Genomic DNA, 23024 nt, shown 5'->3' with positions numbered 1-23024 from the left:
TACAGTATATATTACCATAATACAATCGGTCAATCGTTGTTTTTTCTTTTCAATTCAAAATTATGCTAGTTATTTGAATTTATCACAAAAAACATTCTGTTATACGACAAAACAAACTTGTATTATAACAGTTTGATTTTTTGACAAAATTAATATGATATGCTCATAAAATAATCCGTTGTACGAAATTCATTATCGCCTATAAATGACATATAATATTCATTGAAACATCTATTAGAAAAAGAAATTGACATATGGTATTTTTAAATAGAAAAACCTTCATTTTGATAGAGAAATTGAAAGGAAGTAAAATATGATTTTAATGAAAGATATTGTTCGTGAAGGCCACCCTGCATTAAGAATGAAAGCAGAAGAGATGAAATTCCCGTTATCAGATGAAGAGCGTAAATTAGCAGAGGATATGTTGCAGTTTTTAAAAAATAGTCAAGACCCGGAAATAGCAGAAAAATATGAATTGCGTTCTGGAATAGGGCTTGCAGCAAACCAAGTAAATTGTTTAAAAAGAATGTTTGCCCTTCATATTGAAGAAGAAAATGGAGAAACACTCAGCTTTGTCGCAATCAACCCAAAAATCGTCAGCCATTCTGCTGAAAAAACTTACTTACCTAATGGTGAGGGTTGCTTATCCGTTGACCGCAATGTTCCTGGGTATGTTCCTCGATATGCACGGATTACGGTAAAATTCTTCACTGTTGATGGCGAAGAGAAAAAAATGCGTTTAAAAGGTCTTCCTGCGATATGTTTTCAACACGAATTGGACCATTTAAACGGGATTATGTTTTATGATCATATTAATAAAGAAGATCCGTTTGCTCCTATTCCAGATGCTTTTCCTTTTGAAGGTTAATAAGCATAAAAAAGAAAACCCTAAAAGCACCAATTTTGTCTTCAGTGCTTTTGGGGTTTCTACTTGTATGAGACAAATGCCGAGACTTTGAAAAGTCATCATGCATATAAATAGATTAGATGATTTCTAATTTTTTCATCACTTTCACAAGCCCATCATTGTCAACATGTTCACCTACAACATCAGCTACTTTTTTTACTTGTTCTTTAGCATTACCCATTGCTACCCCTACACCAACTGCTTGAAGCATTTCAATGTCGTTTAATCCATCACCAAAAGCAATGGCATTTTCAATGGGAATATTCATTTTTTCCAATACTTTTTTAATCCCTCTCGCTTTTGAACCGTCTTTTGGAAGGATATCGCAAGAGTACGGATGCCAGCGAACAAATTTAACATTTGAAAATGTTTCGTGATAAATCGCTTCCTCTTCTTCTTCCATAAAAATAAGTGTTTGATAGACAGCATTTTCTTTATAAAAATGAGGATTAATTTCGGGATACGGGTAGCGTAACGATAATAAACTTTGTTCGATTTTTTTGTTTCCTTCTGTTGTCGCAATCATTTTTTCGTCATCAATAAATACAACAGGATGATTGCGCATTGATCCGAATTCAATGATTTCCGTTAAATCGTCTTGTGGAACACTATCTGTAAAAATTACTTCATTTTTATAAACAACATATTGTCCATTAAAAGTTATAAAAGTATCAATCTCTAACTCTTTTAAAATCGATTGAATCATAAAAGGAGCTCGACCTGTAGCAATGGCAATTTCATAACCGTTCCTTTTTGCTTGATAAATTGCATCTTTCGCAGATGGAGGCAATCTTTTCTTACTATTATAAAGTGTACCATCTACGTCAAAAAACAGAACCTTCTTCATTGTCACTAACCCTTCTAATGCATATTTATATGTAAATGAAAAATACTTTACATATATATAATTCTACCTTATACTTTAAATTAAGGAGTGGTGCACCATGTTAAAAAGACTCAAAAAGAAACTTTTGAAGCGTCTTAATGGCATCCTCGGTAAAAAATCAATCGCTTAAGCCCTTCAAAAACGGAGGGCTTTTCTTTATTTTAAAAGATTCACATGATAATATAAAGGAAATGCATTCTATTTCAACATGTTACAAATTTGAAATTTTGGTATATAATGAATATTTCTTAATAACTTTTGTCACTTTAACTAATAGGCCACTTCATGCATTTGGTTGTGAAGATATAAACCATTTGCGTTAATATAATAAATACCAATTGATTATATTCGTAAAAAGTGGAAAAATAATAGATGCAAAAAATGTTCGGTTAAAGAGGGAGAGAAAAGATGATTTACAAAGTGTATTATCAAGAAAATCCAGATGAAGTACCAGTTCGCGAAAATACGAAAAGCCTCTATCTAGAAGCTAATTCAGAACGAGAAGTCCGCGAATATTTAAAAGATCGTCACATTTTGATTGAATATATTCAACTACTTGAGGGCAATTATTTAGAATATGAAAAAAATAGCCCGAATTTCCGTTTGGAGAATGCGTAGTCTATATGAAATTTGTAAAAAATGATCAAACTGCCGTTTTTGCTCTTGGCGGACTGGGTGAAATCGGCAAAAATACTTATGGAGTTCAATTTCAAGATGAAATCATTATCATCGATGCAGGGATTAAATTCCCTGAAGATGATTTGCTAGGAATCGATTATGTAATTCCTGACTACACTTATTTAGTACGAAACGCCGATAAAATTAAAGGTCTTTTTATTACTCATGGCCATGAAGACCACATCGGTGGAATACCCTATTTATTGCGCCAAGTAAATGTACCTGTGTACGGTGGAAAACTTGCCCTTGGACTTTTGCGCAATAAATTAGAAGAACATGGTTTACTACGTCAAACGAAACTGATTGAGATTAAAGAAGACGATGTCATTAAATTCCGAAAAACATCTGTTAGTTTTTTTAGAACAACACATAGTATTCCAGACGCATTTGGAATCGTTGTAAAAACACCGCCTGGAAATATCGTTCATACTGGTGACTTTAAATTTGATTTTACACCAGTGGGTGAACCAGCCAACTTAACGAAAATGGCAGAAATTGGACGCGATGGCGTGCTTTGTTTATTATCAGACAGCACAAACGCAGAAGTACCTAACTTTACAATGTCAGAACGAAAAGTTGGTGAAAGCATCCACGATATTTTCCGTAAAGTTGAAGGACGTATTATTTTTGCAACGTTCGCTTCCAATATCCATCGTCTTCAACAAGTAACAGATGCAGCTGCTCAATATGGAAGAAAAATTGCAGTTTTCGGACGATCGATGGATAATGCTATTTCCATCGGTCGAGAATTAGGATACATTACTGCACCAAAAGAAACGTTTGTTGACGCTCAAACCATCAATCGCCTACCAGCAAATGAAGTAATGATTTTGTGTACAGGCTCTCAAGGCGAACCAATGGCGGCTTTATCGCGAATTGCTAATGGTACACACCGTCAAATTCAAATCCAGCCTGGAGATACAGTTGTATTCTCCTCTTCGCCTATTCCTGGCAATACGATTAGCGTCAATAAAATTATTAACTTATTATACCGTGCTGGTGCAGAAGTCATTCATGGATCCATTAACAATATTCATACTTCAGGTCACGGTTCTCAAGAAGAACAAAAATTAATGCTTCGCTTAATGAAGCCAAAATTCTTCATGCCAATTCACGGTGAATATCGCATGTTAAAAATGCATACGAAACTTGCTATTGATTGCGATGTACCGGCTGAGAATACTTTTGTAATGGAAAATGGAGATGTACTTGCACTAAGCTCAAACGAAGCATACATTGCAGGACGCATCCCTTCTGGCGATGTTTACATTGATGGAAGCGGTATTGGTGATATCGGAAATATCGTGTTGCGCGATCGCCGAATTCTTTCCGAAGAAGGATTAGTCATTGTTGTTGTTAGCGTAGATATGAAACAACAAAAAATTGTGGCAGGTCCTGATATTATTTCGAGAGGCTTTGTTTATATGCGTGAATCTGCTACATTAATTAGCGAAGCACAGAAAATGCTTGCAGATCATTTAGCAGAAATGATTCAAGAAAAATCTCAATGGACAGAATTAAAAAATGAGATTACGGATATTTTATCCCCATATTTATTTGAAAAAACTAAACGCAGACCAATGATTTTACCAATCATTATGGAAGTATAAAAATCTGAGGCTGTCTAGAAAAATTAACCTTCTAGACAGCCTTATTTCTTCGATTCATGTTGTCATTCAATTTTATATATTGCTAACTCGCTTCCTTCTTTCTTTATCAATTGACTATTATGTCAGCTATTTTGACTATTATGCTTTTGCGTATGGCTAATATGTTCTGAAATTTGACTATTATCGCCCATCGATTGCGGCTTTTTTTATCGATTGGCTATTATGTTCACTACTTTGACTATTATCCTCTTGTGAATGACTATTATCTTCGGAAGTTTGACTATTATCTCCCTTTGCTCTCGGCTTTTTTTATCGATTGGCTATTATGTTCGTTCCTTTGACTATTATCCTCTTGCGTATGGCTAATATCTTCTGAAATTTGACTATTATCGCCCATCGATTGCGGCTTTTTTTATCGATTGGCTATTATGTTCACTACTTTGACTATTATCCTCTTGTGAATGACTATTATCTTCGGAAGTTTGACTATTATCTTCCTTTGCTCTCGGCTTTTTTTATCGCTTGGCTATTATGTTCACTACTTTGACTATTATCCTCTCGTGAATGACTATTATCTTCGGAAGTTTGACTATTATCTCCCTTTGCTCTCGGCTTTTTTTATCGGTTGGCTATTATGTTCACTACTTTGACTATTATCCTCTCGTGAATGACTATTATCTTCGGAAGTTTGACTATTATCTCCCTTTGCTCTCGGCTTTTTTTATCGATTGGCTATTATGTTCGTTCCTTTGACTATTATCCTCTCGTGAATGACTATTATCTTCGGAAGTTTGACTATTATCTCCCTTTGCTCTCGGCTTTTTTTATCGATTGGCTATTATGTTCACTACTTTGACTATTATCCTCTCGTGAATGACTATTATCTTCGGAAGTTTGGTTATTATCTCCCATCACAAATTTTTTTATCGCTTGACTATTATCTCCACAAGTTAACCTTTAAGAAAATAAATAAATGTTATAAACATAATTCATAATTTTCATTTTTTATTTTGGGTTACAACTTGTACAATGTCTCTAAAACAAAAAGAGGAATGTTTATGTCTACTATTCAGAAAGATCATTGGAATCCCGTACTTTATGATGAACAGCATTCTTTTGTATCAAAATTTGGGAGCAGTTTAATTGATTATTTAGCTCCGAAAAAGGGGGAAAACATTCTAGATGTTGGTTGTGGTTCAGGAGATTTAGCTCAAAAAATTGCAAATACCGGAGCAAGTGTTAATTGATTTAAGTGAAAACATGATTGCAAAGGAAAAGAGAAATATCCTTACCTGACCTTTTTGGTGAGAGATATTACAAAACTGGATTATCATAATGAGTTTGATGCTCTTTTTTCAAATGCCACATTACACTGGATCAATGAACCAGAAAAAGCACTTACAAATATTTTCAAAAGTTTAAAAAAGGAGGAAGATTTATCGCTGAGTTTGGTGGGAAAGGTAATGTCCAAATGATTACTCAAGAAATCATCAATCAAATCAAAAGTGCAGGAATAGAAAAAGAAATTTCTTTTCCTTGGTACTTCCCGAGCATTGGAGAATATAGCACATTAATGGAATAAATGGGTTTTCAGGTTGCTTTTGCCATGCATTTTGATCGACCTACACCACTAGAAGGAGAAGAAGGACTAAAAAATTGGATTATCATGTTCTGCAGTGAACTATTTGAGGGAATGAAAGAAGAAAGTAAGCATGCAATCATTGAGAACGTGGAAAAAGGTTTAAAGCCTTCACTTTGTGAAAATGGTGTTTGGTTTGCTAATTATAAACGTATACGTGTCATCGAAGTAAAAGGGTAACCATATGGAAACAACTAAAAAATAACCTTTCCCTCTATTTGTGGATTTCGAAATAGTAAGCTAAAATAATGTCATCGATGCATGTACGGAGGTAACAAATGAGAAAAGACTTTGTAGTTATTGGATTGGGACGATTTGGAGGAAGTGTCTGCCGGGAATTAGTTCGACTTGGAGCAGATGTGATGGCAATTGACTCTTCATCTGATAGAGTGGAAGAATTTTCTAAAATTGCTACCCATGCGGTTATTGCAGATTCCACAGATGAGGAAGCATTAAAATCACTCGGTATCCAAAACTTTGAACATGTGATTGTGGCAATTGGAGACGATATTCAAGCAAGCATACTCACGACATTAATTATAAAAGAATTAGGTGTACCCCAAGTTACTGTGAAAGCGCAAAACGATTATCACGCAAAAGTATTACAAAAAATAGGGGCGGATTTAATCGTACACCCAGAACGGGATATGGGTATTCGCATTGCCAATAACATAATGTCGTCCAATGTCCTTGATTATTTAGAATTATCCGATGAGCACTCCATTATGGAAATTAAATCAAACCATCGCATTGCTGGATATTCAATTAAAGATTTAGATATTCGTGCGAATTATGGAATTAACATTATCGGGATTAAACGAGGGGAACAAATCATCATTTCTCCTAGTGCCGATGAAAAAATATTATTAGACGATATATTGCTTGTCATCGGAGCTGTAGTGGATATTAACCGCTTCGTCAATCGGGCGATGACATAATAAGTGATATATTTCATGAAGCCTTGATGAAGCTTTTCTTTCCAAAAAACAACTCTTTTGAAACAATCATGATACAAATCGAGTAGGAGGGAGCGATTAACTCCCACCGTACGTACGGTTCCGTATACGGCGGTTCAATTAAAATCATTGACGCAAGTTTTCATAACTTCCGTGAATAGCTTGTCTTCTTATGCCAGTGGTCACTCCACCCTCCAAGAGGTCTCCCACGGGATTCACCGCTTCCTTCCTCAAGTGAGGTACTACGTTTTCTGTGTTCATCATGACTCACTGAATGCCAAGGGCTATTCTCTCTTCATTGTTCGGTCCTTCTTAGTAGTTCTAAACCAACTAATACTATGACCTCTGCTGACTTCTGACGGTTCAGCTACTTATCACTAAGTAGGTTATGAAGCGTACTTCACCTATCCGCCAGACCTCCCCGGGTAAGTACATGCACTTTCACACCATCTATCCGCCTCATTTACTCGATATGACCTTCGACAGAAAGAGCTTTGTTTTGTTTTGCAAACTCACTCAATCATACCTAGCCTTATATGAGGTTCGTGTTCCTCGGACCGGTGTTTTGCCTCCAGCTTCCTTCAGATTCCGCGTCACCACGGACACCCTTGCGTTGAGCTAACCTCTACTTCTGTCTTCGGGGTTCGGGACTTACACCCTATAGTTCATGTACATGCCGGGCGCACAAAAAGCTGGGGGCGTCTGAAAAGTCATTTCAAGACGCCCCCTTTGCGGCTGTCGCACATGCTTAGCCGAGATAAATTGCGGCTGTCGTACATGCTTAGCCGAGATAAATTGCGGCTGTCGTACATGCTTAGCCGAGATAAATTGCGGCTGTCCCTAGTGCTTTCACCGCAGATAAATTAAGGCTGTCGCACATGCTTAGCCGCGGCTAAATTGCGACGAGGAGGCGCGTTTGATGTGACCACCGCAGGAGCAAAGTTTTTAAGAGAACATTACTATAAGAAGTAAGGCTGTTCAGAAAGTGTTCGACTTTCTGAACAGCCTCAACTTTTCCTTTTATTTTCCCTCTATAATCCTGTTTACCCGCTGTTCTAACATGTTCATTCCTTTTCCACCAGCTTGATAGTGCCGCAAAAAACCGGAGCGGTCAAACAAATAATAGGAAGGCACATATTCATTTTCAAATAAATCCGATAATACTAAATCATTATCTACAAATATAGGCTGTGTCATATTTAACTTTTCCGCTACTTGTTTAATTGTTTCAATATCCGTATCTTCTTTTGAACGAGGCATATGCACTGCTACGACACTCAAGTAATCTTTATACTTTTCACAAAATCGATTAAAATCGGGCATAGCTTCTTTGCATAAATAGCAGCTGACTGACCAAAAGTGGATTAACGTGAGTTTTTCCCCTAATAATTCTTCTTTTCGCACTTTCCCATTAATCCATATTGTTGCACCATCCAATTCTGGTAATGGTGAACGCAATTTCATCAACTTTCCCCCTTAAAGATATCTCCCATGCCTCTATTAAATCATAATGTAGATTGACCAGGTCGCCAATTGGCTGGGCATAATCCGCCCGTTTGAAGAGCCTGTAATACGCGCAATACTTCATCAACATCCCGACCAATATTATTGTGATGTATGACTTGATATTGAATCTCACCATCTGGACTAATAATAAATAATCCGCGAAGCGCTACCCCTTCCTCTTCTATTAAAACACCAAACTTCCTTGAAACTACGTGATTGTGATCTGAAGCTAAAGGGTAATTTAGTTGTCCAATACCATTTTTCGTCCGTTCTGTATTGATCCATGCTAAATGAGTATATATTGAATCTGTCGACACACCGATTACTACTGCATTTAATTCTTCAAACTCATCATAGCGATCGCTCAATGCTGTAATTTCCGTGGGACATACAAAAGTAAAATCCATTGGATAAAAAAATAGAACAGTCCATTTCCCTTCATTCATGATATCTTCTAAAGCAACTTTTCCAAAGGTCTTATCCGGCATTACTGCATTCAATTCAAATAACGGAGCCTGTTTATTCACTAAACATTCTGCCATGTGAGATTCCTCCTAACCGCCAAAATGAAGGTAATACTTTCCTTTTTTACGTTAACAAATGCATTCCGTATTTTCAATTATTTTGGGTACAACGCTTCCTAATATCTTACTGAAAAGTTAAAAAAATATTGCATTTTTTCTTTATATAAATATGAAAATTTTATAAAAAATTGTTGCATTCCAATTAAAATTAGGTATAATCATTATCTGTAATTGTAAACTAAAAGTTTTGTAAAAGTAAACTTTCTTACAAAAAGTTTAGAAAAAATAAACTACTTGTCGAAAAAGAGGAGTTTTATCTATGCAAATCGGAAAGAAAATTAAAGCATTGCGCATTAAGAAAGGGTTAACTCAAGAAGAGCTCGGAGAAAGAACGGACTTAACTAAGGGTTACATTTCACAACTTGAACGCGATTTAAACTCCCCTTCCATCGACACGCTTTTTACCATTTTAGAAGTATTAGGTTCCACCCCTAAAGAATTTTTTGATGATGACTTTGAAGAACAAAAAGTGGTTTACAGCGAGGAAGACCAAACCTCTTATATAGATGATGAAAAAAAATATGAAATCAAATGGCTTATACCGACTTCCAATGATAAAGAAATGGAACCGGTCATCATTACATTTCAAAAGGGTGGCGAATATAAACAATTCGAACCTTCTCTAGCTGAAACATTTATTTATGTATTAAAGGGTCGGATTCGAGTTGTTTTAGGGGAAGAAGAATACATCGCCAGTGAAGGAAATTCAATCTATTATGAAGCTTCAAGCAATCACCAAATATTTAATGCCAATGATGGTGAGTCACAATTGCTTCTTGTAGCAACAGAATCTTATCTATAGTGTTTAGGAGGCTTGGATATGAGTAACACAATTATTCAATTTGAAAATGTATCAAAATCTTATGACGATGGGACAGTAGTATTAAAAAACATTAACTTTGAATTGGAGAAAGGAAAGTTTTATACCTTACTTGGACCATCAGGTTGTGGAAAAACAACGATTCTTAGAATAATTGCGGGTTTTACAGAGCCTTCTAGCGGAAACGTCTATTTTAATGGAAAAAAAATCAACAACGTTCCTGCTCACCAACGACAAGTAAATACAGTATTTCAAGACTATGCGCTATTTCCACATTTAAATGTCTTTGAAAATGTCGCATTCGGATTGCGCATAAAAAAGATAAAAGAAAGTGAAATTAAAGAGCGTGTTATGGAAGCGCTGAAATTTGTCAATTTGGAAGGGTTTGAAAGCCGTGAAATTTCTGAGATGTCAGGTGGTCAGCGACAACGTGTAGCCATTGCACGAGCAATTGTCAATGATCCAGAAGTGATTTTGCTAGATGAGCCACTATCTGCCCTTGACTTAAAATTACGTTCTGAAATGCAATACGAACTCAGAGAATTACAGCAGCGACTTGGAAAAACCTTTGTTTTTGTCACTCACGACCAAGAAGAAGCCTTAGCGATGTCCGATGAAATTTTTGTATTAAACGATGGTGAAATTCAACAATCAGGTTCCCCTGTTGACATATACGATGAACCAATCAACCGATTCGTAGCGGATTTTATAGGAGAATCAAATATCGTTGAAGGCATTATGTTAGAAGATTACAAAGTGCAATTTGCCGGAAGAGTTTTTGATTGTGTTGATAAAGGCATGAAACCAAATGAAAAAGTAGATATTGTCATCCGACCTGAAGATTTGGAAATTACATCAGTGGACAAAGGAAAACTTGTTGTAACAGTCGATACTCAATTGTTCCGCGGTGTGCATTACGAGTTATCGACTTATGATAAAGACGGTAATGAATGGCTCGTTCATTCTTTGAAAAAGGCAGAAGTTGGCGAAGAAATCGGCTTAAACTTTAATCCGGAAGCAATCCATGTAATGCGTTTAAATGAGACGGAAGAAGAATTTGATAAACGATTAGAATCATATGGAGAGGGTAACAATGCGTGATCGTGTAGCAAAAGGGCCGCTCATTCCCTATCTCCTTTGGATTGCTTTCTTTGTCATTGCGCCAATTGCCTTAATCGTTTATTATTCCATGCTAGATTTAAACGGCAATTTCACATTGGAAAACTATAAACGATTCTTTTCGCCTGTTTATATCCAGATGACACTTACTAGCTTTTTTTACGCTGTCATCATAACTTTCTTTACATTGCTTATTTCTTATCCGATGGCATTTATTTTAACGAAAACGAAACACAAATATCTTTGGCTCATGTTTATCATTATTCCATCATGGATTAATTTACTTTTAAAAACTTATGCTTTCATCGGAATATTTGGTTTATATGGACCGATTAACGCAGTAGTCAGCGTATTTGGAATTGAGCCACAACAAATTTTATTCACTGATTTTAGTTTTATATTTGTGTCTGTTTATATCTTTATTCCATTTATGATTATTCCGATTTTTAACTCCTTAGATAAGTTAAATCCAACATTAGTGGATGCAGCAAGAGATTTAGGTGCATCACCTTTTACTACATTCCGCCGAGTAATTTGGCCATTAACAATCGAAGGCGTGAAGTCGGGAATTCAAGTTACATTTATTCCTGCATTATCACTCTTCATGATTACTCGCTTAATTGCAGGAAACCAAGTGATTACATTAGGGACAGCTATTGAACAGCAATTCCTCGTTGCCCAAAACTGGGGAATGGGTTCAACAATTGCCGTATTCCTTGTATTAATTATGTTAGTAAGTATGTTATTCACTGGTAGAAAAGCAAAAGGAGGTCGCGTGTAATGAATAGATTATCTACACCAGCAAAAATATATGTCGCCGTTGTATTCATCATATTATACGCGCCGATCTTCTATTTAATTTTCTACTCATTCAATAGCGGTGGTTCCATGCATAATTTTGAGTCGTTTACAATGGAACATTATCAAGCTGTTTTTGAAGATTCTCGGTTGTTAGTCATATTAATTAACACAATCATCATCGCCTTGTTATCTAGTTTAATTTCTACGATTCTCGGTACTTTAGGGGCCATTGGAATTGTGTCAATAAAAAACCGAAAAATGCGAAATACGTTACTTTCATTAAATAATATTATGATTGTAAGCCCAGATGTAGTGATTGGTGCAAGCTTTTTAATTCTCTTTACGATGATTGGAGTAAAACTCGGATTTACGTCAGTCCTAATCTCACATATTGCTTTTAGTATTCCGATTGTTGTTTTAATGGTATTGCCGAAGTTATTAGAAATGAATCCCAATTTAATTGATGCAGCACAAGATTTAGGTGCCACTAAACGGGATGTTTTATACCGTGTAATCGTCCCTTACATTAAACCTGGCATTTTTGCAGGCTTCTTTATGGCACTCACCTATTCATTAGATGATTTCGCTGTTACGTTTTTCGTAACCGGAAACGGATTCTCTACATTATCTGTAGAAATTTATTCCATTGCTCGCGTTGGCATTTCATTAACAATTAATGCCCTTTCAGGAATTATCTTTGTTGTGACGGTTCTTATTGTAATTGGTTACTATTTCGTAACTCGCCGCACGAAGCTTGCTAACGGGGGGTTAGGACGATTATGAAATCATTAATTAACTTAAGTATCGCTATTTTGCTACTAAGTGCGGGGCTTTACTTCGTTGCTGATCAATTGGAAGCTTCCGGTGGCAAAGGAAGTAAAGACACGATTACAATTTACAACTGGGGAGACTATATCGACCCAGATTTATTAAAACAATTTACTGAAGAAACTGGAATTAAGGTCATTTATGAAACCTTTGATTCCAACGAAGCAATGCTGACAAAAATCCAACAAGGTGGAACAACATATGACATCGCCATCCCATCTGAATATACTATTGAGATGATGATTGAAGAAGATTTACTCCACCCAATTGATCATTCAAAAATACCGAATTTACAATATATTGATCCCTATTATTTAGACTTACCTTTTGATCCGAAAAACAAGTATTCTATACCATATTTCTGGGGTACAGTTGGCATTGTCTTTAATCCAAATTTAATTCCAGATCATATCACTTTTGAATCATGGAACGATTTATGGGATCCTTCCCTGAAAAGAAAAGTATTTTTAGTGGATAGTGCCCGCGAAGTAATGGGAATGGGTTTAAACTCCATTGGCCAATCGTTAAATGCAAAAGATGAGAAATTGTTGCGTCAAGTAACTGATAAACTCGTCACCCTTTCTCCAAATATTAAAGGGATCATTGGTGATGAAATCATACCTTTAATGATTAATAATGAAGCAGCTGTTGCCCTCACATGGTCGGGATCAGCAGCTGATATGATGTCAGAAAATGAAGAATTAGATTATGCAGTACCACAGGAAGGATCAAATTTGTGGTTTGATAACTTTGTCATTCCGAAAACAGCAAAAAATATTGATGGTGCACATGCTTTCATCAACTTCATGCTGGATCCTGAAGTGGCTGCTCAAAATGCCGAATATGTCGGATACTCTACACCGAACAAAGCCGCATTGGAAATAATGGATCCGGAAATTATTAACGATGAACGTTTCTACCCTCCTGAAGAAATAAAAGATCGGTTAGAAGTATATGAAAATTTAGGCTTAGAATGGCTAGGAAAATATAACGAATACTTTTTGGAATTTAAAATGTCCATCAGGTAGCTCTTTTGTCAATGACAAAAATGAATGATTGAGAGTTTCTTTTTAAGAAACTCTCAATTTTATTCGTGCGCCCGGCATGTACATGAACTATAGGGTGTAAGTCCCGAACCCCGAAGACAGAAGTAGAGGTTAGCCAAGAGCAAGGGTGTCCGTGGTGACGCGGAATCTGAAGGAAGCTGGAGGCAAAACACCGGTCCGAGGAACACGAACCTCATATAAGGCTAGGTATGATTGAGTGAGTTTGCGAAACAAAACAAAGCTCTTTCTGTCGAAGGTCATATCGAGTAAATGAGGCGGATAGATGGTGTGAAAGTGCATGTACTTACCCGGGGAGGTCTGGCGGATAGGTGAAGTTCGCTTCATAACCTACTTAGTGATAAGTAGCTGAACCGTCAGAAGTCAGCAGAGGTCATAGTATTAGTTGGTTTAGAACTACTAAGAAGGACCGAACAATTAAGAGAGAATAGCCCTTGGCATTCAGTGAGTCATGATGAACACAGAAAACATAGTACCTCACTTGAGGAAGGAAGCGGTGAATCCCGTGGGAGTCCTCTTGGAGGGTGGAGTGACCACTGGCATAAAGAGAACAGCTATTCACGGAAGTTATGAAAACTTGCGTCAATTATCTTAATTGAACCGCCGTATACGGAACCGTACGTACGGTGGTGTGAGAGGACGGGAGCTAATCACTCCCTCCTACTCGATTTTTTCAGGGTTTTATTAATATAATCTTTTTCTTCTCATAGTCGTTCTATAATTCTTGGGATAGCCGAATCATATCCCTGCATTGAATGCCATTTTCAAAAATCTCTATATCGTAGTGCCTTATAAAATAATTCTGTCGATACCGGCAATTCGAAAACCGCATTTTTGATAAAGAGCTAGTTGGGAGATGCTTGAGTTTCCGGTTCCCATTTCAATTGTTTTAAAACCTTTTTCTTTTGCTGTATTCACTGCATGCATAACCAAAAGTTTTCCTATTCCTTTTCCTTGATAGTTTTCAGCAATAGCAACATTCACGGCTTCCATCGTTTTGGGTCTTGTCGCAAGCAGGACATAAACTCCTACAATTTGATGATTCATTTACGCAACATAACATTCACCTCTTTTTAAATATTCTTCCACATTGTCCACAGAAGGATCCGCCAATAACAACAAATCCATTGGCGGATTTTCATTGTTATTTAACATAAAATCCCCCTTTTAAATTAAGTAAGGAAGTAAAATGCCAAAAGGTTATAAATAATAATATGTCCACCTTCACAATTGGTTGGACCATATAAAATTTTACTGTTTTCTGTTGTAAATATCATGCTTAGCAATTTTAACTACGCTGTTCAGAGGAGGCAGATACAGTGATTGCTTTATATTTATATAGCAGATTGTTAAAATAATCGATTGATTAAAATTCTTTCTCCTATATTTTCCTTATTGTAATATGATAAAATAGTTCATTATTTCATAGTAAGTTTTTTGAATTAAATGGAAGGTGATCGGAATGTCACAGAGAAAGAAAAAGTTGGTCATGTTTATGTTAATGTTTAACTTATTTATTACAATGGGTGGCATTGGAATGGTGGTTCCGGTGTTACCTTCCTACCTGGATCTTTTTGGAGTTGGGGGTATCATCCTCGGATTTTTAGTTGCTGATTTTGCCTTTGCCCAATTTATTTTTTCGCCGATTGCGGGGAATTTATCGGATTTATATGGACGAAAATTCTTTGTCATTTTGGGATTAATCATTTTTGGATTTTCACAAATCTTCTTCGGTATAGCAAAAGCAATTTGGATGCTGTTTTTTGCCCGTTTCTTGTCAGGAGCAGGTGCTGCCTTCATCATGCCACCGGTGATGGCCTATGTAGCGGATATTACAACAGTGGAAGAACGGGGAAAAGGAATGGGATTTCTCGGAGCAGCTATTTCTCTTGGATTTATGATTGGGCCAGGAATTGGTGGATTTTTAGCTAAAGTGAATTTGCATTTTCCCTTTTATTTTGGAGGGATTGTTGCTTTAATAGCGGCCATCGTTTCTTTTATCGTGTTACCGAATATTAAACAACAACAGAAAGAACGATTAATAACAAAAGGGAAAGATAACATCTTTCAACAATTATTACGTTCCCTTCATACGCCCTACTTCGTCATGTTATTAGTCGTCTTTGTTTTTAGTTTTGGTATCGCAAATTTCCAATCGACGTTGTCTATGTACTTAACTTATAAATTTGGCTATACGCCTATGGATATCGCTATCGTTATGATAATCGGGGGTTTTCTTGGTGTAATTTTACAAGTATATATTGTCGACCAGCTATTTAAACGATTCGGTGAGATGAAAGTTATATTAGTCAATTTGATTATTGCTGCCCTTTCCATGGTTGGTATGGTGTATATAAAAGGATTTTTCATTATTATTACCATTACGTCTATTTTCCAAATTGCCACAACTTTTATTCGGCCAGCAGTCAACACATTAATTTCGAAATTGGCAGGGGCTGAGCAAGGTTTTGCCGCTGGAATGAATAATGCATATATGAGTTTAGGTAATATGGTTGGTCCCGCCCTCGCAGGAATAATGCTTGAATGGAAATTATCTTCACCATTTATTCTTGGTGCATTCATCTTATTTGCCTGTTACATATTAGCTCACCTTTGGACAATGAAAAAAGCACCACAATTATTGAAAGCAAATGAAGAATATTAATAATCGAGTAGGAGGGAGCGATTAACTCCCGTCCTCTCACACCACCGTACGTACGGTTCCGTATACGGCGGTTCAATTAAGATGATTGACGCAAGTCTTTATATAACTTCCGTGAATAGCTGTTCTCTTTATGCCAGTGGTCACTCCACCCTCCAAGAGGTCTTCCACGGGATTCACCGCTTCCTTCCTCAAGTGAGGTACTACGTTTTCTGTGTTCATCATGACTCACTGAATGCCAAGGGCTATTCTCTCTTAATTGTTCGGTCCTTCTCAGTTGTTCTAGACCAACTAATACTATGACCTCTGCTGACTTCTGACGGTTCAGCTACTTATCACTAAGTAGGTTATGAAGCGTACTTCACCTATCCGCCAGACCTCCCCGGGTAAGTACATGCACTTTCACACCATCTATCCGCCTCATTTACTCGATATGACCTTCGACAGAAAGAGCTTTGTTTTGTTTCGCAAACTCACTCAATCATACCTAGCCTTATATGAGGTTCGTGTTCCTCGGACCGGTGTTTTGCCTCCAGCTTCCTTCAGATTCCGCGTCACCACGGACACCCTTGCTCTTGGCTAACCTCTACTTCTGTCTTCGGGGTTCGGGACTTACACCCTATAGTTCATGTACATGCCGGGCGCACGAAAAAGAGCGGATGGAATAAAATCGTTCCATTCGCTCTTTATTTGTTTATTGAGAATTAGTTTTTCAAATACATACTATTGTTCATATTTCGCCATTGTTTTTCATCAATAAATTATCGTTGGGACTCATCTACTGAATCAGCATGTTTTTTCACTACTTCAACAAAAGCTTCCACTTGACGTAATCGGAAGGAGGATTCATAACCAATCAGCCAAGTATCCCGAGTTAGCCCAATATCTGTATCTCCAGATGTTAATGCAATTTTATTTACATTTTCTCCTCCATTCAATGTAATAGAAGGTAAAATCGCATATCCAATACCATTGAGCGCCATTTGCTTACATGTTTCAATTTGATCTACAATGATTTGTCTTTTAGGGCTAGATGCAAAGTGTCCTTGCCACCAAACTTGAATTTCTTGATAATAATTCGAATCGCTTTTAAATTGAATAAATGGCCGTTCCGTCGTTAAAATTTCTTCTAATCTTTCAATTTCTTTATCTACTAGATACATTGTATCGCGGAATAAGTGCATCTTTTTCCCTTTCCACTCTGACTGGCCTCTGACAATACCAACTTGGGCTTCCCCATCATAAAGAGCTTTCACAATTTCAGAACTCCAACCGGTAATTAATGAAATTTTAACATCTGGATAAGTTGTGACAAATTCTTTTAACACTTTTGGTAACCAGTTAATTCCAACGATGGAGGCACAAGCGATTTTTAATGTACCATGCACTTTTGAATCTAGAGCTTGAATCCTTTCAAAAACTTCTTCTTTTTTTTGCAATGTCTCAATTGCATATTGAATAACTAATTCTCCTGCAGGTGTAGGCATCAATCCCTTTTGAGAACGAATGAATAATTGAGTACCCCAATATTTTTCAATCGATTGCAATCGTTGAGATAACGCTGGTTGTGTAATAAATAGCCGTTCTGCTGCCTTGCGCATATTTCGTTCTTCCGCTAATATTTTTATAATTTCTGCTTCTGTCGTTGTCATCCAATCACTCCAAAAAAATACGATACATAAAAATTCAATAAAAATCGACAAAATCCTTTTCATCCATGGATTTTGCCGATGATTGTTCAATTAATAATCTAATACTTGATAAATATATTTTTTTAATTGCTTTAAAATCACTCTTCTCGTTAATATCCCTGCAAAAGTGCCTTCATGATCTACAACGCATAAAAAGGCATGGTTAATGACTAAATCTAATGCCCTTTGAATCGTATCATCGATTTTTAAATATGTGACATTTCGATCCATGCAGTCATCAACTTTAATATGAGCTAATTTTTCATACTCAATCCGCTCTAGCCCAAGTATTGATTCGGTAATCATCTTTGAACTTACCAAACCATGAATTCGAAACTTCGTATCCAATACCGGTACTTGAGAATAACCTGTTTTAGTAAGAACTAACAATGCATGTTCAGCACTATTTCCAACTAAAACATGAGCTACTTTTTCTGCCGGAATAATAAAATCACTAATCGGCGTTTCCAAAAAGGCTCTTGTCTTTGTTGAAATCAAATCCTTCAACCCCTTCCATGAGGACCCCAGTTACCACTATCATATCATATTTGACAGTTTTATGACCATGACAATGACACATGAATTTTTGGGTTGAAGGATTTTTTGTTTTAATAAGAAGCAGATTTTGCCCAATAGTAAAAAATCATGATACCAGTAAATATACCGAAAATAATGTACATAATAATGATTGGATTCATTAAAATTGGATGTTCTCGAACAGTTTTACTAATAGGTGTATCCATAGCGGAAGCTCGCTCTTCTGTTTTCTTCATGACACTTACAGTCATGACATACGAAACACCAACAATAATTAAGCCTACAATAATTGTCGGAATGGTCCATCCACCCATCATCATACTCTCCCTTCTAGTCTTAAGAAGAGTATGTTTCTTTTTTTTATTTTTTATTCTTCTTAATAAAAACGACAGATTTCAATTAAAATGGAAATTGGTTGAGCCATTGGCCGCCATCCAACGTTACACATTCTCCGTTCATATAGGCACACTTTTCAGATAACATGAATGCTGCCAAATCCGCAATTTCTTCTGGTGTACCTAGACGTTTTAAAGGGACGGATTCAATCGTGCGTTTTACTTGTTCTTCTGATTCCCAAAGTTTTTCTGCACCACCCGTTCTGTCAATCGGTCCTGGTGCAATGGCATTTACACGTATTCCATATTTGTGTCCCCATTCAACAGCAAGAGTACGAGTTAATGACAATACTCCTGCTTTGGCTGCTGCGGAGTGAACGACCCCTGCACCTGCTTGCCAAGCATATGTGGCTACCATATTTAAAATTTTTCCTTTTACCCCTTGTTCAATCCAATATTTTCCTACTTCTTGTGAGCAATAAAATGTTCCATTTAAAACAATATCAATAACCGCTTTCCAACCATTTGGCGATAATTTTTCTGCTGCAACAATAAAGTTTCCTGCTGCATTATTTACTAATCCATCAATTTTTCCAAATCGTTGAATGGTATATTGAACCGTTGCCTTTACTTGTTCCACATCTCGAACATCCATCTGAAACGTTTCAATTGTATTGCCAAACTGTGAAATCTCATTTTTTGCCTTTTCAAGACGCTCTTCATTTCGACCAGTTATAACGACATTAGCACCTTCTTGCACAAATTTTTTTGCCATAGCCAGTCCCATTCCACTAGAGCCGCCTGTTACGATAATCGTTTCATTGTTTAACATAAACATTCCTCCCATCGTATATGAATGAATAACCATTCATCTCTATTGTACAAGAAAAGAAGTGCGAAGTTTGTCGAAAATTCAACTTTTGCTATTTTTTAAATAAAAATAAATATTCTATATTTTTACATATTTAACATTTAGTATAATTGTTGTATAATATTTTCTAGGTTTTGTTTTCTTGAAATTATTTCAATTATCAAAATCTTCGACATATGTAGTGTCGAAGATTGTATTTGATTGGTAGAAAAGTAATCTTTACTTACCTTTGTTTTTTATTGGCTCTATAATATTTGGTGTTGGTGAGTATAAACCAGCACCAATTTTTTTGAACAAAAAAAATGAGACAGTGACAAAACTCTGGTAAAATGTAATCGCCAAAACACATTTTCCAAAGGAGTTGTGTCACATGTCTCACCATCATTCTATACGAAACCTACTCAATATAAAAGACAAAAATATCACATTTGATGAAAATTTTTGTTCTACCGAAACAATCAAAAAAGTAAAAGCGAAAGTCTTTCATGGGACGTTAACGTATCAACCAAAAGCTTGTTATGCTTGTGGACATGTCTTCGATGATCAAATCATTAAACACGGTTTTAAAACGTCTCTCATTAAAATGCCTAGCATTTCAGGTTTTCATACCTACTTAAAATTGCGTAAACAGCGTTATTTCTGTAAACATTGTCATTCCACGTTTACTTTAAAAACGAGCGTCGTGGCTAAAAACTGTTGTATTTCCAACAATACCAAAGTATCGATTGCTTTAAACGCCAAAGATAAAATATCCGAAAAAGATATTGCGATGAAACATAATGTTTCTCATGCCACTGTCAGTCGTGTCATTGACAGCTTTTATAGCTACTATCAACCAAATGTTCACTACCTTCCAAAGCATTTGTGTTTTGATGAGTTTAAATCAGTGAAATCCGCAGCTGGAGCGATGTCCTTTATTTTCTGCGACTCTGAAACGGGGGAGATTGTGGATATCGTGGAGGACCGGAGATTATCTGTCCTCAAAGAGTATTTCTTACGGTATTCCAAGAAGGCGAGAGATGCGGTAAAAACGATTGTCATCGATATGTATAGCCCTTATATTTCCTTAATCCAAGAAGTTTTCCCTAAAGCGGAAATCGTACTCGACAAATTCCATATCCTCCAACTATTTAGCAGAGCTTTAAACAAAACGCGCATCAACGTCATGAATCGGGATAAAAAGAATTACAATAAATTGAAAAAATACTGGAAGCTCCTTCTGAAAGATCAAACAAAACTTGATTATAAGAACTATAAATATCATCGTTGCTTTAAAAAGCATATGTGTGAGGTGGAGATTCTCCACTATCTCATTGATTTAGATTCTGAATTAAAAGCGTCCTATGAGTTATACCAATACGTTCGACATTACATCAAAACCAAAGACTTTGAGCTCCTAAAGAAAACATTAGAGAATAAACAAAATATCGTTTCCAGCTATATGAAAACCGCCATCAAGACAATCAACAAATACATCAATTATGTCGAGAATACGCTAAAGTACGATTATAATAACGGCATTTTAGAGGGGATTAATAACAAAATCAAAGTGATTAAACGCATTTCTTTCGGTTATCGATCCTTCTATCACTTTAGAAACCGAATATTCATTACCCAAAACTTAGCGAAAATAAAAACAGCTTAGGGGAACCTCGAATTTCCCCTAAGCCATCCGATTACATATTACCAAATAATGTCACTAAAATTTATTCACCAACACCATTTGACAAAGAACCTTTTTATTTCAACAATGGAAGTTTGAATAATCCCGAATAGCGATCATGTCACTATTCGGGATATTGAAATTGGAAGCTATGTAGCAATCCTAAACGAATTGCATTTATTTACATTCTAAATATTTTTTAATAACTTCTTCCACCGGCATCGGTTTATTATACAAATAACCTTGTCCTTTTTTACAACGATTTTCCTTTAAAAATAATTCTTGATATTTTTCTTCCACACCTTCTGCGACCACATCCATCCCTAAATGATGTGATAAAGAAATAATCGCTTTTATTATGGCTTCATTTTTTTCATCTTTGTTAATATCCGAAATAAAAGATTGATCGATTTTGATGATATCAATCGGGTATTTTTTTAAATAACTTAAAGAAGAATAACCTGTACCAAAATCATCTACAGATACATAAACACCGAGCTTTTTTAGCTTTTTCAATATTTCTTCCGTTTCTTCTACATTTTCCATTGAACTTTCTGTAATCTCCAGTTCAATAAATTGTGGGTCAACCTCGTACTTCTTTAATACGGATTCAATTTTATTCGGGAAGTTTAGTTGTTTAAATTGCATTGGTGAAATATTTACTGCAATTCTTACAGGACGATATCCTTTTTTTCTCCATTCTCGCTGATAACTACAAACTTGTTCCAACACCCAATCTCCTATTTCAATAATTAAACCGCTTGATTCAGCTAAAGGAATAAATTGGGATGGTGGAACATAACCAAACTTCGGGTTGTTCCAACGGAGTAAAGCTTCAAAACTATCAATCTCATTCGTTAAATAATTTACTTGCGGTTGCAAGTGGATGGATAATTCATTAAACTCGATCGCCCGTTTTAAATGAGCTTCCATCAGCACTTCATTTTTAAAATCTTTACTCATTTCTTCACGATAGAAACGATAATGAGCACGGCCATGAGTCTTCACATAAAATAGTGCTTGTTCTGCTTGATGCAACAATGAGTTAAAATCTCTTTTTTGCTCAGAATTTAATGTAGCAATCCCAATGGATGCAGTTACAAAATATTCTTGTCCATCTATAATAAAAGGTACTTTTAACTCCTCTAACACTTGGTTAGCAAGAAGTTCCACTTCTTCTCGAAGATAATGCTTCATTAAATAAAGGAATTCATCACCATTATAATGATATAATTCAATGTTTTTTCCTTTTAATCGCTTAAATCGCTCACTAATTTGCTTAATCATTATATCTGCATTTTGTTTTCCTAACGACTCGTTATACTTTTTAAAGCGATCAAGATCTACCAATAAAATTGATAGATTCATATCATGATTATAGTTACGATATTTCTCATCCCAACGAAAATTTAATGCTCTTCGATTTAGCAATCCTGTATTTTCATCAATAAACGATATATAGCTAAATTCCTTCCCTTGACTCATGATGACCGCATAATACAATTCGTCATGAAACTTAATCGGTTCCACATACATTTGCAATTCTTCATCCATATTCATTGTTATGTATTGAATTTTCTCTTGCTTTTCTAATATCACTTTTTTGATTTCATTCCAATTTAATAGCTCAAAAAAATGTTCAGCGTCCATCCCTTTTTCAAAAGTATTAGGCGTTAATTTGTAAGCACTGGAATTAATCATTTCTACAGAAAATTTTCCAGCCCTTAACTGTTTTAATATGACAATCGCATTAAAAGGGTTAAGTTTCATGACATATTGTAAGTAATCTTTTTCTGTATTGGCTGGAAAGTTGATCATCGATGTTCCTCCATTACTATGTAAATGTATAAAAAGGTGTAGTTTATGT

The 23024-nt window shown here is 35.9% G+C and carries 25 protein-coding genes and 1 pseudogene; 15 read left to right on the top strand and 11 right to left on the bottom strand.

Annotation, left to right across the window (positions count from 1 at the left end; translation table 11 throughout):
* Nucleotides 1–313: 313 nt before the first annotated feature.
* The gene (gene def / locus NST98_RS17150; protein WP_340433866.1) at nt 314–868 is read left to right on the top strand and encodes a peptide deformylase; all 555 of its coding nucleotides are present in this window, start codon (nt 314–316) and stop codon (nt 866–868) included.
* Nucleotides 869–983: 115 nt separating this feature from the next.
* Here def and NST98_RS17145 read toward each other — a convergent pair whose 3' ends face one another.
* Complete coding sequence (locus NST98_RS17145; protein WP_340715633.1) at nt 984–1754, bottom strand: Cof-type HAD-IIB family hydrolase; 771 nt, start codon at nt 1752–1754, stop codon at nt 984–986.
* A 447-nt stretch (nt 1755–2201) separates the two neighbouring features.
* Between NST98_RS17145 and NST98_RS17140 the strand changes: the two genes are divergently transcribed.
* From NST98_RS17140 to NST98_RS17115, 6 genes are all read left to right on the top strand, one after another.
* Nucleotides 2202–2411 carry a DNA-dependent RNA polymerase subunit epsilon gene (locus tag NST98_RS17140; protein WP_016838289.1) on the top strand — a complete coding sequence of 70 codons (210 nt, stop codon included), beginning with the start codon at nt 2202–2204 and terminating at the stop codon, nt 2409–2411.
* 5 nt (nt 2412–2416) lie between these two features.
* Nucleotides 2417–4081 carry a ribonuclease J1 gene (rnjA, locus tag NST98_RS17135; protein WP_340435465.1) on the top strand — a complete coding sequence of 555 codons (1665 nt, stop codon included), beginning with the start codon at nt 2417–2419 and terminating at the stop codon, nt 4079–4081.
* A 1058-nt stretch (nt 4082–5139) separates the two neighbouring features.
* Entirely contained in the window at nt 5140–5328 is a 189-nt protein-coding gene (locus NST98_RS17130) for a class I SAM-dependent methyltransferase (RefSeq protein WP_340715632.1), read from the top strand.
* Between the two features lie 57 nt (nt 5329–5385).
* Nucleotides 5386–5556, top strand: a complete 171-nt coding sequence (locus NST98_RS17125; protein ID WP_340715631.1) for a class I SAM-dependent methyltransferase — start codon at nt 5386–5388, stop codon at nt 5554–5556.
* Nucleotides 5557–5663: 107 nt separating this feature from the next.
* Nucleotides 5664–5900, top strand: coding sequence for a hypothetical protein (locus tag NST98_RS17120; RefSeq protein ID WP_340715630.1), 237 nt, complete (start codon nt 5664–5666; stop codon nt 5898–5900).
* Nucleotides 5901–5998: 98 nt separating this feature from the next.
* Entirely contained in the window at nt 5999–6658 is a 660-nt protein-coding gene (locus tag NST98_RS17115) for a potassium channel family protein (protein ID WP_340704313.1), read from the top strand.
* A gap of 144 nt (nt 6659–6802) precedes the next feature.
* On the opposite strand, the gene NST98_RS17110 is transcribed toward NST98_RS17115, so the two are convergent.
* The 3 genes from NST98_RS17110 to NST98_RS17100 form a co-directional block, all read right to left on the bottom strand.
* Nucleotides 6803–6940 (bottom strand): hypothetical protein, encoded by a 138-nt coding sequence (locus NST98_RS17110; protein WP_340709696.1) that lies wholly within the window; start codon nt 6938–6940, stop codon nt 6803–6805.
* A 756-nt stretch (nt 6941–7696) separates the two neighbouring features.
* Entirely contained in the window at nt 7697–8140 is a 444-nt protein-coding gene (locus NST98_RS17105; protein WP_340715629.1) for a TlpA family protein disulfide reductase, read from the bottom strand.
* Nucleotides 8141–8181: 41 nt separating this feature from the next.
* A complete protein-coding gene (locus tag NST98_RS17100) occupies nt 8182–8724 on the bottom strand; it encodes a peroxiredoxin (RefSeq protein WP_096550554.1) in 543 nt (180 codons plus the stop codon).
* Between the two features lie 301 nt (nt 8725–9025).
* Between NST98_RS17100 and NST98_RS17095 the strand changes: the two genes are divergently transcribed.
* The 6 genes from NST98_RS17095 to NST98_RS17070 all read left to right on the top strand — a co-directional run bounded on the left by NST98_RS17095 (nt 9026) and on the right by NST98_RS17070 (nt 13993).
* On the top strand, nt 9026–9568 hold the full coding sequence (locus tag NST98_RS17095; protein ID WP_016838282.1) for a helix-turn-helix domain-containing protein: 543 nt from the start codon (nt 9026–9028) through the stop codon (nt 9566–9568).
* Nucleotides 9569–9586: 18 nt separating this feature from the next.
* Nucleotides 9587–10687, top strand: a complete 1101-nt coding sequence (locus NST98_RS17090) for an ABC transporter ATP-binding protein (RefSeq protein WP_340715628.1) — start codon at nt 9587–9589, stop codon at nt 10685–10687.
* Complete coding sequence (locus NST98_RS17085) at nt 10680–11486, top strand: ABC transporter permease (RefSeq protein ID WP_016838280.1); 807 nt, start codon at nt 10680–10682, stop codon at nt 11484–11486. Before NST98_RS17090 ends, NST98_RS17085 begins: the two co-directional genes overlap by 8 nt.
* On the top strand, nt 11486–12289 hold the full coding sequence (locus tag NST98_RS17080; RefSeq protein WP_340704314.1) for an ABC transporter permease: 804 nt from the start codon (nt 11486–11488) through the stop codon (nt 12287–12289). The genes NST98_RS17085 and NST98_RS17080 overlap by 1 nt, the downstream gene beginning before the upstream one ends.
* Nucleotides 12286–13362, top strand: coding sequence for an ABC transporter substrate-binding protein (locus NST98_RS17075; RefSeq protein WP_340715627.1), 1077 nt, complete (start codon nt 12286–12288; stop codon nt 13360–13362). The genes NST98_RS17080 and NST98_RS17075 overlap by 4 nt, the downstream gene beginning before the upstream one ends.
* A 487-nt stretch (nt 13363–13849) precedes the next feature.
* Nucleotides 13850–13993: a hypothetical protein gene (locus tag NST98_RS17070; RefSeq protein WP_340714232.1), complete on the top strand. Its 144-nt coding sequence runs from the start codon at nt 13850–13852 to the stop codon at nt 13991–13993.
* A gap of 120 nt (nt 13994–14113) precedes the next feature.
* Here NST98_RS17070 and NST98_RS17065 read toward each other — a convergent pair.
* Nucleotides 14114–14445: pseudogene (locus NST98_RS17065) on the bottom strand (GNAT family N-acetyltransferase).
* Nucleotides 14446–14887: 442 nt separating this feature from the next.
* On the opposite strand from NST98_RS17065, the gene NST98_RS17060 reads away from it, so the two are divergent.
* The gene (locus NST98_RS17060; RefSeq protein WP_340715626.1) at nt 14888–16063 is read left to right on the top strand and encodes an MFS transporter; all 1176 of its coding nucleotides are present in this window, start codon (nt 14888–14890) and stop codon (nt 16061–16063) included.
* Between the two features lie 72 nt (nt 16064–16135).
* Here the strand turns inward: NST98_RS17060 and NST98_RS17055 are convergent, their stop codons facing one another.
* From NST98_RS17055 to fadH, 5 genes are all read right to left on the bottom strand, one after another.
* Nucleotides 16136–16285, bottom strand: a complete 150-nt coding sequence (locus tag NST98_RS17055; RefSeq protein ID WP_340714173.1) for a hypothetical protein — start codon at nt 16283–16285, stop codon at nt 16136–16138.
* A gap of 536 nt (nt 16286–16821) precedes the next feature.
* A complete protein-coding gene (locus NST98_RS17050) occupies nt 16822–17712 on the bottom strand; it encodes a LysR family transcriptional regulator (protein WP_096550548.1) in 891 nt (296 codons plus the stop codon).
* 90 nt (nt 17713–17802) lie between these two features.
* Nucleotides 17803–18249, bottom strand: a complete 447-nt coding sequence (gene cbpB / locus NST98_RS17045) for a cyclic-di-AMP-binding protein CbpB (protein WP_016838274.1) — start codon at nt 18247–18249, stop codon at nt 17803–17805.
* 110 nt (nt 18250–18359) lie between these two features.
* Entirely contained in the window at nt 18360–18608 is a 249-nt protein-coding gene (locus NST98_RS17040; protein WP_232019915.1) for a short-chain dehydrogenase, read from the bottom strand.
* Between the two features lie 79 nt (nt 18609–18687).
* The gene (gene fadH, locus NST98_RS17035) at nt 18688–19455 is read right to left on the bottom strand and encodes a 2,4-dienoyl-CoA reductase (RefSeq protein ID WP_340715625.1); all 768 of its coding nucleotides are present in this window, start codon (nt 19453–19455) and stop codon (nt 18688–18690) included.
* Nucleotides 19456–19864: 409 nt separating this feature from the next.
* Between fadH and NST98_RS17030 the strand changes: the two genes are divergently transcribed.
* A complete protein-coding gene (locus NST98_RS17030; protein WP_340714763.1) occupies nt 19865–21139 on the top strand; it encodes an ISL3 family transposase in 1275 nt (424 codons plus the stop codon).
* 195 nt (nt 21140–21334) lie between these two features.
* Here the strand turns inward: NST98_RS17030 and NST98_RS17025 are convergent, their stop codons facing one another.
* On the bottom strand, nt 21335–22975 hold the full coding sequence (locus NST98_RS17025; protein WP_016838271.1) for a putative bifunctional diguanylate cyclase/phosphodiesterase: 1641 nt from the start codon (nt 22973–22975) through the stop codon (nt 21335–21337).
* Nucleotides 22976–23024: the final 49 nt, after the last annotated feature.

It is taken from the genome of Ureibacillus sp. FSL W8-0352 (assembly GCF_038004345.1).
GTDB classification, from domain to species: Bacteria; Bacillota; Bacilli; order Bacillales_A; family Planococcaceae; genus Ureibacillus; species Ureibacillus thermosphaericus.
This window is presented reverse-complemented; position numbering and strand designations above follow the sequence as displayed.

What these genes read in the sequence shown, in the direction of transcription:
- def (WP_340433866.1), top strand. Translation starts at nt 314, where the DNA reads ATGATTTTAATGAAAGATATTGTTCGTGAAGGCCACCCTGCATTAAGA.
- NST98_RS17145 (WP_340715633.1), bottom strand. Translation starts at nt 1,754, where the DNA reads ATGAAGAAGGTTCTGTTTTTTGACGTAGATGGTACACTTTATAATAGT.
- NST98_RS17140 (WP_016838289.1), top strand. Translation starts at nt 2,202, where the DNA reads ATGATTTACAAAGTGTATTATCAAGAAAATCCAGATGAAGTACCAGTT.
- rnjA (WP_340435465.1), top strand. Translation starts at nt 2,417, where the DNA reads ATGAAATTTGTAAAAAATGATCAAACTGCCGTTTTTGCTCTTGGCGGA.
- NST98_RS17130 (WP_340715632.1), top strand. Translation starts at nt 5,140, where the DNA reads ATGTCTACTATTCAGAAAGATCATTGGAATCCCGTACTTTATGATGAA.
- NST98_RS17120 (WP_340715630.1), top strand. Translation starts at nt 5,664, where the DNA reads ATGGGTTTTCAGGTTGCTTTTGCCATGCATTTTGATCGACCTACACCA.
- NST98_RS17115 (WP_340704313.1), top strand. Translation starts at nt 5,999, where the DNA reads ATGAGAAAAGACTTTGTAGTTATTGGATTGGGACGATTTGGAGGAAGT.
- NST98_RS17110 (WP_340709696.1), bottom strand. Translation starts at nt 6,940, where the DNA reads ATGATGAACACAGAAAACGTAGTACCTCACTTGAGGAAGGAAGCGGTG.
- NST98_RS17105 (WP_340715629.1), bottom strand. Translation starts at nt 8,140, where the DNA reads ATGAAATTGCGTTCACCATTACCAGAATTGGATGGTGCAACAATATGG.
- NST98_RS17100 (WP_096550554.1), bottom strand. Translation starts at nt 8,724, where the DNA reads ATGGCAGAATGTTTAGTGAATAAACAGGCTCCGTTATTTGAATTGAAT.
- NST98_RS17095 (WP_016838282.1), top strand. Translation starts at nt 9,026, where the DNA reads ATGCAAATCGGAAAGAAAATTAAAGCATTGCGCATTAAGAAAGGGTTA.
- NST98_RS17090 (WP_340715628.1), top strand. Translation starts at nt 9,587, where the DNA reads ATGAGTAACACAATTATTCAATTTGAAAATGTATCAAAATCTTATGAC.
- NST98_RS17085 (WP_016838280.1), top strand. Translation starts at nt 10,680, where the DNA reads ATGCGTGATCGTGTAGCAAAAGGGCCGCTCATTCCCTATCTCCTTTGG.
- NST98_RS17080 (WP_340704314.1), top strand. Translation starts at nt 11,486, where the DNA reads ATGAATAGATTATCTACACCAGCAAAAATATATGTCGCCGTTGTATTC.
- NST98_RS17075 (WP_340715627.1), top strand. Translation starts at nt 12,286, where the DNA reads ATGAAATCATTAATTAACTTAAGTATCGCTATTTTGCTACTAAGTGCG.
- NST98_RS17070 (WP_340714232.1), top strand. Translation starts at nt 13,850, where the DNA reads ATGATGAACACAGAAAACATAGTACCTCACTTGAGGAAGGAAGCGGTG.
- NST98_RS17060 (WP_340715626.1), top strand. Translation starts at nt 14,888, where the DNA reads ATGTTTATGTTAATGTTTAACTTATTTATTACAATGGGTGGCATTGGA.
- NST98_RS17055 (WP_340714173.1), bottom strand. Translation starts at nt 16,285, where the DNA reads ATGATGAACACAGAAAACGTAGTACCTCACTTGAGGAAGGAAGCGGTG.
- NST98_RS17050 (WP_096550548.1), bottom strand. Translation starts at nt 17,712, where the DNA reads ATGACAACGACAGAAGCAGAAATTATAAAAATATTAGCGGAAGAACGA.
- NST98_RS17040 (WP_232019915.1), bottom strand. Translation starts at nt 18,608, where the DNA reads ATGATGATGGGTGGATGGACCATTCCGACAATTATTGTAGGCTTAATT.
- fadH (WP_340715625.1), bottom strand. Translation starts at nt 19,455, where the DNA reads ATGTTAAACAATGAAACGATTATCGTAACAGGCGGCTCTAGTGGAATG.
- NST98_RS17030 (WP_340714763.1), top strand. Translation starts at nt 19,865, where the DNA reads ATGTCTCACCATCATTCTATACGAAACCTACTCAATATAAAAGACAAA.
- NST98_RS17025 (WP_016838271.1), bottom strand. Translation starts at nt 22,975, where the DNA reads ATGATCAACTTTCCAGCCAATACAGAAAAAGATTACTTACAATATGTC.